The organism is Allobosea sp. (genome assembly GCF_048595345.1).
Classification (GTDB): Bacteria; Pseudomonadota; Alphaproteobacteria; order Rhizobiales; family Beijerinckiaceae; genus Allobosea.
Genome location: NZ_JBMDWH010000136.1, coordinates 18,546 through 27,316 on the forward strand (window position 1 = coordinate 18,546; position 8,771 = coordinate 27,316).

At 67.6% G+C, this 8,771-nt stretch carries 10 protein-coding genes and 1 pseudogene; all 11 read right to left on the reverse strand.

The features are described 5' to 3' along the window. Positions 1–3 precede the first annotated feature (3 nt). A complete protein-coding gene (locus tag ACOJTB_RS13050) occupies positions 4–1,029 on the reverse strand; it encodes an ABC transporter substrate-binding protein (RefSeq protein WP_420102956.1) in 1,026 nt (341 codons plus the stop codon). A 96-nt stretch (positions 1,030–1,125) separates the two neighbouring features. Further along, positions 1,126–1,266: a TOBE domain-containing protein gene (locus ACOJTB_RS13055; protein WP_420102963.1), complete on the reverse strand. Its 141-nt coding sequence runs from the start codon at positions 1,264–1,266 to the stop codon at positions 1,126–1,128. Positions 1,267–1,281: 15 nt separating this feature from the next. Further along, entirely contained in the window at positions 1,282–1,431 is a 150-nt protein-coding gene (locus ACOJTB_RS13060; RefSeq protein ID WP_420102965.1) for a hypothetical protein, read from the reverse strand. Then, positions 1,418–1,743 (reverse strand): annotated as a pseudogene (locus tag ACOJTB_RS13065) (flavin reductase family protein); the annotation flags it as partial. The pseudogene ACOJTB_RS13065 and the gene ACOJTB_RS13060, both read right to left, overlap by 14 nt. After that, positions 1,740–2,540: an alpha/beta fold hydrolase gene (locus ACOJTB_RS13070; protein ID WP_420102957.1), complete on the reverse strand. Its 801-nt coding sequence runs from the start codon at positions 2,538–2,540 to the stop codon at positions 1,740–1,742. The gene ACOJTB_RS13070 and the pseudogene ACOJTB_RS13065, both read right to left, overlap by 4 nt. Continuing rightward, on the reverse strand, positions 2,512–3,114 hold the full coding sequence (locus tag ACOJTB_RS13075) for an amino acid synthesis family protein (protein WP_420102958.1): 603 nt from the start codon (positions 3,112–3,114) through the stop codon (positions 2,512–2,514). The genes ACOJTB_RS13070 and ACOJTB_RS13075 overlap by 29 nt, the downstream gene beginning before the upstream one ends. A gap of 120 nt (positions 3,115–3,234) precedes the next feature. Further along, positions 3,235–3,933 (reverse strand): GntR family transcriptional regulator, encoded by a 699-nt coding sequence (locus ACOJTB_RS13080; RefSeq protein WP_420102959.1) that lies wholly within the window; start codon positions 3,931–3,933, stop codon positions 3,235–3,237. A 338-nt stretch (positions 3,934–4,271) separates the two neighbouring features. Then, the gene (locus ACOJTB_RS13085) at positions 4,272–5,243 is read right to left on the reverse strand and encodes a Bug family tripartite tricarboxylate transporter substrate binding protein (RefSeq protein ID WP_420102960.1); all 972 of its coding nucleotides are present in this window, start codon (positions 5,241–5,243) and stop codon (positions 4,272–4,274) included. Positions 5,244–5,518: 275 nt separating this feature from the next. Then, a complete protein-coding gene (locus ACOJTB_RS13090; RefSeq protein WP_420102964.1) occupies positions 5,519–6,520 on the reverse strand; it encodes an amino acid ABC transporter substrate-binding protein in 1,002 nt (333 codons plus the stop codon). 137 nt (positions 6,521–6,657) lie between these two features. After that, complete coding sequence (locus ACOJTB_RS13095) at positions 6,658–7,842, reverse strand: trans-sulfuration enzyme family protein (RefSeq protein ID WP_420102961.1); 1,185 nt, start codon at positions 7,840–7,842, stop codon at positions 6,658–6,660. A gap of 228 nt (positions 7,843–8,070) precedes the next feature. Beyond that, positions 8,071–8,771: LysR substrate-binding domain-containing protein (locus ACOJTB_RS13100; protein ID WP_420102962.1), on the reverse strand; the 701-nt coding region annotated here is incomplete at its 5' end.

An 8,771-nucleotide genomic window follows, 5' to 3' on the forward strand; every position in this document is an offset into this window, starting at 1 on the left:
GACCTATCGCGGAGCCGATGACACGGCGCGCTCGTAGAACGTCGTGTCGAACAGCCCTTCCAGCGACGGCGCCTTCGCGAAGTCGCCAAGCTCGACCTGGTAGGCGAGCAGCGCGTCCGTCGCCTTGCGGATGGCGGCGGGATCGTTGACGAAGCGGACGGCCGGCGAAACCAGCGCCCGCGCGATCGTCTCGTCCGAGACGATGCCACCGCCGAGCGTGGCCGTCACGAACGGCGCCGCTTTCGCCGGCTCGGCCTTAAGCAATGCGCTCGCGCGCAGGAACAGAGCCACGAACCTCTCCGCCGCCGCGCGCTGGTCTCTGATCAGCGCGCCCGACGCCGCCAGGACGACGCCCGGCACGTCCGGGAACATCTGCGGCGAATTGACGATGCGCTTGATGCGCGGGTCCCGCTCCGGCACCAGCGTGGCGGAGGGCTCCAGCAGCGTGCCGCCATCGATGGCTCCGGTCAGCATCGCCTGCTGGACGACCTCGATGCCCATCTGCACGATCTCGACATCGGCCGCATCGACCTTGCCGATCCTCCATAGCCAGTGATGCAGCGCGACCGTCGGCACGCCGCCGGGCGGCAGGGTGCCGAGCTTTGCCCGCCGCCCCGTTGCCGCGCGGAAGGCGGCGAAAGCCTTGGCGGGATCGTTCGCGCTGTCCGCGAAGGCCTTTGCGAGGGCCGGCCCGGCGACGAAGGCCGAGCCGCCGACCGCGGCGGCCGCCACCACCGTGGCGTCGAGCCCGCGGGCGCGAGCGACGGCGACCGGAGCGACGCCGATCGCCAGGACGTCCAATGTGCCCGAGGCGAAGGCCTGGATCGCGTTGGGCCCGGAGTCGAATTTCGTGAGCTTGAGATCGAGCCCGGCGGCGCGCGCCGAGCCGTCGCCGGCCATCACGAACAGCGCACTCGCCCCGATCACCGGCACATAGCCCACCCGCAACGTCGTCGGCGCTTGGGCGAAACCGGCCCGTGTCGTGGCCAGGAAGCCCGCCAGAGCGAGCAGGCTGCGTCGATCGATCATGCGTTTTCCCCGGCCGGATCTGCATGGGGCTGTACCATGCCCGGCGGCGGAGGACAGCCTGCTCCTTCGTGCGCCGTCAATCCCGCTCTCTGAAGGTCACGCGAAGACGCGCGCATCCTCGGCCTGGAAGCCGAGCCAGACATCCTCGCCCCGCGCCAGCGTGCCGATCGCCTCGTGGCCGAAGGGGATCCGCACGGCGATCCCGGCGCCCTGCCGGGTCGCGGCCGCGACATGCAGATGATTGCCGAGGCTTCATGGAGCGGAGCCTCCCATCGAAAGCGGATGGACCTGACCGGCGGTCTCGTTGCCGACATAGACGCCGAAATTGCCGAGGCTGCGCTCGGTGTCGAAGCGGCGGAGGATATCGGCCGTCTGCGGCGAGGCGAGCTGGTCGTCCCGCAATGCCGCGATGCCGGTCGACGCAGGAGAACCGGTCTTCGACCGGCTTCGCGAAGGTGTTCGAGACCTGCTTCTGGTCCTCGGCGAGGATATTGACCGCAAACCCGGCCGCTCGGGTCATGGCGAGGTCGTTGCGCGAGGTCTTGGCGATGCAGACCAGCAGCAGCGGCGGCGACAGCGAGACGGAGGCGAAGGAATTCGCCGTGAAGCCGAGCGGCCTGCCGTCATCCCCATCGCGATGACGACGGTGACACCGGTCATGAAGGCGCCGAAAGCGTCGCGCAGGGCGCGCGGATCGAGGCTGGGTTCGCTCATGCCGCGCCGTCCCTTTCGAGCCATTCCGCGAGCGCGGCATTCACGATCTGGGGCGCCGTCAGGTTCACCATGTGACGATGTCCGGGAACGATGACGGCGACGCCGTTCCGGACGGCCGCGGCCATCTGCCGGGACATGTCGGGGGTCGAGTTCAGATCGTGTTCGCCGGTGAGGAACAGGGCGGGACACGCGACGCCGGAGAGCCGATCGGCATAGACGGCATCACCCTCGGCGAAGGCGGCATAGGCGGTGCCGTATCCCGCGATATCGACCGAGGCGAGCCAGTCGCGCACCAGCGCATAGGGCTCACCGCCGATCTCCGACGAGGAGAACCAGCGCGACAGCGGGGCAGCCAGATCGACATGGCCGCGATCGATCTCCAGCGAGCGGGACATCACGGCAGCGCGGGCTTCCGCGGTGCGCCTGTAGACGCCGTTGAGCAGGGCCACGCGCTCGATGCGATCGGCGAATGTCGCGGCCGCGCCGCCCGCGATCAGCGCCCCCATGGAATGGCCTGCGAGCGCGACGCGCGTCAGGTTGAGATCATCGAGAAAGCGGCCCAGCCAGTCCACGAAATCCGGCAGGCGCGCGCCCTGAACCAGTCTTTGGCTGCCGCCATGGCCCGGCATGTCGACCGCGATCACCCGCCGCATCGCCGACAGCGCCGCGATCTGCGGCGTCCAGGCTTCCAGCCGCATGCCGACGCCGTGGATGAGGACGAGCGGCTCGCCATGGCCCTCGTCGAGATAGGTCGTGCCGCTCGCGGTTCTAGACCGCGGCAGGGTTGGAGACGTCATGGCCGAGGTCCTTGAGGTCCTGGTAGCGGTCGCCGATGCGATGATGCGGGCGGCCTCCGACCGAGGCGCCGAGCGCGACGAGGATCTCGTCGGCCGCGGGGGCATCCGGGATCGATGTCTGGATGGTCAGGTAGTGCGAACGGCGTCCTTCGTCGTTCTTGTCCATCAGCGGGATCATGACAGGCGCATTCGCCGGCCCGCGCGTATTGCAGAAGGCGAGATAGGACTTCGCGCTCACCGCGGTGCGATAGTGGTTGCCGAACCTCAGCGTATGGATCAGCGCGGAGCCGTGCTCGACCTCGCCGTCGAGGCCGACCACGGCCGCCTTGCCATAGCCCTCGACCAGCTCGCCCGAGCCGACCGACTTGATGATCATCTCGGTCAGCAGGGCGCCCAGCACCGGCGCGACCCTGTGGATCTCCGGCTTCAGATCCTCGACGAAGCCGCGCCCGGCCCAGGGGTTCTTCACCACCGCCAGCGCCGCATGCAGCACGAGCGGCCTCGGCGCGGCCTTGCCCCCCTCGATGAACGTCGTCTCCACATGGAGCAGGGTCTTGCGGATCTCGACGCTCATCAAGATGGTCCTTCGATCAGGATATCGTATTATGGTATGCCATAAGATGAGGCGTCAAGCGGCGATCGAGACCCCTCCCAGATTTCGTGACATCGACGGAACGCGGGCGCCTGGTCGAGCTCAGCTCTGGGAGGCGGCGTCCTGCTCGAGCATGGCGATGGCGATCCGGCGAGCGCTGTCGACATGTGCGGCCGCCGCCTCCTGCGCCCTCGGGCCGTCACCCTGACGGATCGCTTCGAGGATCGCCGCCATCCGCGTCGGACCGTCCACCGCGCGGCCCTTGGTGCGGATGGTGAGCGAACGCAGATGGTTGATGCGCACCGTCAGCTGCTTCTCGATCTCCCAGGCGACGGTGAGGCCGACGCCCGTGAACAGAAGCTCGTAGAAACCCGTCGTCGCGCTCAGCACGGCGGGCATGTCCTGCGCCTCATAGGCCGCGACGATCGCCGCCAGGGCCCCGGACAGCCGCTCGGCCAGCGCCGCATCGCCGGCCTCGGCGCATTGGCGCGCGGCCATGCCCTCCAGGGCGGCACGGATCTGGTAGATCTGCTGCGCCTCGTCGGCGTCGAGCTCGGCGACCATGGGCCCGCGATTGCCGGGATTGCTGACGATCCCTTCCGATTCCAGATGCCTCAGGACCTCGCGCACGACGGTGCGGCTGACGCCGAGCTGCGCGCACAGATCGCGCTCTACGAGCCGGTCGCCCGGGCGGAAATAGCCATGGGTGATGGCGTCGCGCACCTTGTCGAGAGTCAGTTCGCGCAGCGTCTTGCTCGGGCGCTCGACCCGGATGGCCTCGCTGGAAAAACTGCTCGCCATGTCTGTCCTCTCAAGCTCCGACGCCGCACGCGAAGCTTTCGATCCCTGCTGCCGGGGCCATCATGCGTCCCGGCGCACGCGGTCGCGATGCTCTCGGATAGGATGAGGGCAGCGGATTTTCGCCGAACCGGTTCCCCGTTTTCGATCGGATGCTGTAGCGCCTGCCCATTATGCGATCAACAGGCCGCGCCGGACCGGGCCAAGCCGAGCAGGGGCGCCGCTCGAGAACGACAGGCCTCTCCTGCGTCGGATCGCGCCGGGCGTGAGAGCCGCCGCGTCGCCGAACGGGATCGGCGCGATCCGCGCTCGTCACGGGCTTGCAGGACGTCCGGCACGCATCAGTCGATCTTGATCTTCCCGTCCCGGATGATCGTGGCGTAGGATTCCCGCTCGCGCGCGAGGAAGGCGGCGAGCTCGGCGCCCTCGAGTTTGCGCACGGCGATCGCCTGCTCCGCGAGTTTCGCCTGCAAACCGGGATCGTCGAGCACCTCGGCCGTCGCCTGCCGCAGCCGCGCCAGGATCGGTTCGGGCAGCTTCGCCGGCCCGAACAGCCCGATCCACAGGTCGAGATCGAACCCCTTCAGATCGGGAAACTCGTCGAGCGCCGGGATCTCGGGGGCAAACGGGACCCGCTTGGCAGAGGTGATGGCGAAGGCCTTCGCCTGCCCCGCCTTGATGAAGGACAGGGCCGACGCCAGCGAGGCGACGCCGAGATCGACATGGCCGGCGATGACATCCGTCATCATCGGCGCCGCCCCCCGATAGGGCACATGACGGATCTGCGTGCCGGTCCGCGCCTTCACGGCCTCGCCCGCCAGATGCATGAAGGTTCCCGCCCCCGCGCTGCCGTAGGCGAAGCCGTCCGGCTCGGCTTTCGCCATCGCGATGACCTCGGGCAGGGTCTTGGCAGGGAGGCTCGGCTTGCCGACGAGCACCATCGGTCCGGTGCCGATCATGGCGATCGCGGTCAGGTCCTTCAGGCCGTCATAAGGGGTCGGCTGCAGCAATTGCCGGATCAGGATTTCGGACCCCGCCCCGATCAGCAGCGTATAGCCGTCCGGCGCGGATCCCACGGTGCGCTGCGCGCCCGCCGCGCCGCCCGCACCGCCGACATTCTCGATGGTCACCGGCTGGCCGAGCTTCTTCTCGAGACGCTCGGCGAAGAGCCGGCCGACGATATCGGACGAGCCTCCGGCCGCGTAGGGAACGATGAGCTTGATCGGGCGCTCGGGATAGGCTGCGACCGCCGGGGTCGCCAAAGCCTGGACGACGCCCAGCGCCGCCGCGAACAATAGGTTGATCGTCCGCATGAAAGGCTCCTCGTTCCGCCTCCGGGTCGCCTCCGCGGCGCCTCATGCGAAAAGCTAATATGGTATGCCATATTATGGCAAGCCCATACCCGCGCCTGGAACCTCCGCGACGCATGGCTACGCCATGCGGCGGCTCGGGATGCTGATCGAGGTGAGCGGATCGATCCAGTCACCGATCGTTTGCGTCCGGAATCTTCGGTGTCGAGACCGCCCTGGCCTCGACACCGGATGGTTCCATCACAGCCACAACGCTGAGGACGGTGTGACTGGATCTCTCACCGGAAAGGCGGCGAGTACTGCAAGCCGCCCTGGGTCCAAAGCGCATTAGGGCCCCGCTCGAGCTTGAGCGGAGAGCTTTTGCCGAGATGGCGCTCGAAGCTCTCCCCGTAATTGCCGACCGCGGCGATCATGCGCACCGTCCAGTCATTGGTGACGCCGAGCGCCTCTCCGAATTTGCCGTCCAGGCCGAGAAAGCGCTTGATCTCGGGGTTGTCGGATTTCAGCATCTCCCTGACATTGCCCTTGGTGACGCCCAGCTCCTCGGCATCGACAAGCGCCAGCACGGTGAAGCGGACGAGATTGAACCATCCTTCGTCTCCGGTCCGGACCCAGGGTCCGAGAGGCTCCTTGGAGATCACCTCCGGCAGGATGATGTGGCTCTCCGCGTCCTGCAACTTCAGGCGCACAGCGGACAGCGCGGAGATATCGGTGGTATAGGCGTCGCAGCGGCCTGATTCATAAGCCTTCAAAGCCTCCTCTGAGGTCCCGAACGCCGCCACCTCGTATTTCATCTTCGTGCGCCGGAAATAGTCCGCCAGGTTGAGCTCGCTGGTCGTGCCCTGCGCCACGCAGATCGAGGCGCCATCCAGCTTGGAAGCGCTCGCCACGCCGAGCTTCTTAGGCACCATGAAACCCTGGCCGTCATAGTAGTTGACGGCGGTGAAGGTGACGCCCTGGCTGAGATTGCGCGACAGCGTCCAGGTCGTGGTCCGCGGCAGGACATCGATCTCGCCCGACTGCAGAGCGATCAGCCGGTCCTTGGAGCTGAGCGGGATGAATTTGATCTTGTCCTGATCGTTGAAGATCGCGACCGCGAGCGCGCGGCAGATATCGGTGTCGAAGCCGTTCCAGCGCCCCGTCGCATCCTGGATCGAGAAGCCGGCGACGCCAGGGCTGCTGCCGCAGATCAGCTCCCCGCGGTCCCTGATTTTGGCGAGCGTCGGGCTCGTCTGAGCATGAGCGCCTCCGCAGAACGCAGTGACGAGGCCGAGCGCCATGACGGCTTGGAAGATCGTCTTCACAGTGTTTTCCCCTTGGTTGGTCTGCAGGCCCTGGCTTGGGCAAAATCCTCCCGTCACGGCGCGGGACGCGCGCCGTGTCCGTGTCGTTTCCGGCTTTGAAATCGCCTGTTCGGTCAGGCCGCCTCGGTTGTCCGCGACTGGCCGAGAACCGACAGCAGCAGGCTGAGATCGGCCCACAGCTCGTCGGGGTCCTCAAGGCCTATGCTGATCCGCAGGAGCGGCCCCTTCGCCGTCCAGGCCGTCGCGGTCCTGTCCTGTGCGACGCCCTGCGGCGCGACGAGACTGCGCGTGCCGCCCCATGACGCGCCGATCGCGAACACCCGAAGCGCGCTCAACGCCGCGCTCATCGCCTCGTCGTCGACGGGTTTCAGGACGAGGCTGAACAGGCCGGAGGAGCGGCCCATGTCGCGCTTCCAGATCGCATGGCCTGGGCAGGACGGCAGCGCGGGGTGAAGCACCCGCTCGACCATGGGGTGGTCCACCAGCCGACGGGCGAAGTCCTCCGAGACCTTGCCCATATGCGCGACCCGCAGGCCCATGGTCTCGATGCCGCGCAAGGCCAGCTGGCATTCATCCGGCGAGACACCGATGCCGAAGCCCCGCAGGATCTCCTTCATCTTCTGGCGCAGCGCCATGTCCTTGACGGTGATGGAGCCGAGCAGCAGGTCGGAATGCCCGCCGACATATTTGGTCAGCGCCTCGCAGGCGAAATCGGCGCCGTGCTCCAGCGGCTTGAAGATCAGCGGCGTCGCCCAGGTGTTGTCGCAGCCGACGAGCGCGCCCTTGGCCTTTGCCGCGGCGACGATGGCCGGCACGTCCTGCACCTCCATCGTGTTGGAGCCGGGGGACTCGACCCAGACCAGCTTGACCGTCTCGTCGATGAGCTCGGCGATGCCGGCCCCGATCAACGGATCATAGACGGTGTGGGCGATGCCGCGAGGCGCCAGATAATCGGCGCAGAAGCTGCGGACAGGCGGATAGGCCGTGTCCGGGATCAGCACCCTGTCGCCTGGCATCAGCACCGAAAGCATGACGATGGTCACCGCCGCCTGCCCGGATGGCACGAGGACGGTGCGGATGCCGTCATGCAGCAGCGTCAGCTGCGCTTCCAGCGTGCGCGTCGTCGGCGTGCCGTGCAAGCCATAGGTATAGCCGTCGAAACCACGATATTTCCGGGCCATGAAGCTCGCCCCATCCGGATAGACGATGGTCGAGGCGCGGTGCGTGGGCACAGCCAGCGAAGCATAGCCCTCCTCGTCGACGGCCGGATGGTGAACGCAAAGAGTAGTGTCGTGCATGGTCGCCTTCCCTTGCCGGGTCGATAGTTAACTCGCTCGACGGACGGCCCCGCCTTCGAGGCGGTCGAGCCCGAGCCACTCGTCGCGAGCCTGTCCCCCGGCGGTGCGGCGAACGTCGTCGATGTCGTCGGACATCGCCTCCCCGGCGCGTTTCGAGAGAGGATAGGCGTCGGTGGCCCGCAGGCAATTCGAGCTGAGGTATAACGCGATGCCGGATTGTTATGGCGTTCAGCGCGCTGCCATGAGGCAGTCGATGAAATCGCGCACCAGCTGCGATTTCGGCTTGTCCGGCGGCAGGATCAGCAGGCTGCGGCTCTGCACGGCAGGCTCGAAGGGCCGCAGCACGAGCTGGCTCTGGTCGTGCCCGGCGATCGCATAGGGGCTGATCAGTCCGACGCCGACGCCTTGTGCCACCAGCGCGCAGACGGTCGCCGCGTAGATCGTTTCGACCACGATGCGCGGCGGGGCCGCTCCCGCTTCCGACAGGATCATGTCGAAGCGCTGCCGGGCGCGATCTTCCGGCACATAGGCGACGAAATCGACACCCGAGAGGTCGTTCGGGCCGATCGTCTCACGTGTCGCGAGCGGATGGCCGAGCGGCATGGCGCAGAGCGCGCGCGGCTGGACGAAGACCTGATGGACCACGCCGGTCACATCGATCTCGTCGGCGGCGAGCCCGATATCGTAGATCCCGGAGGCGACGCCGTCGCGCACGTCGCGGGAGGGCAGGTCCATCAGCGTGACGGTCGCCTCGGGGCGCAGGCTGCGGAAGCGCAGCACGGCGTTGGGGACGATCGAGGAACTCAGCGCCGACAGCGTCGCGACCCGCAACTGGCCGGCGCCATAGTCGCGGATGCGGGCGGCGCCGGCACGCAGCCGGTCCATGCCGCGGAAGTTGGCCTCGACCTCGGCGAAGAAGGTTCGTCCTT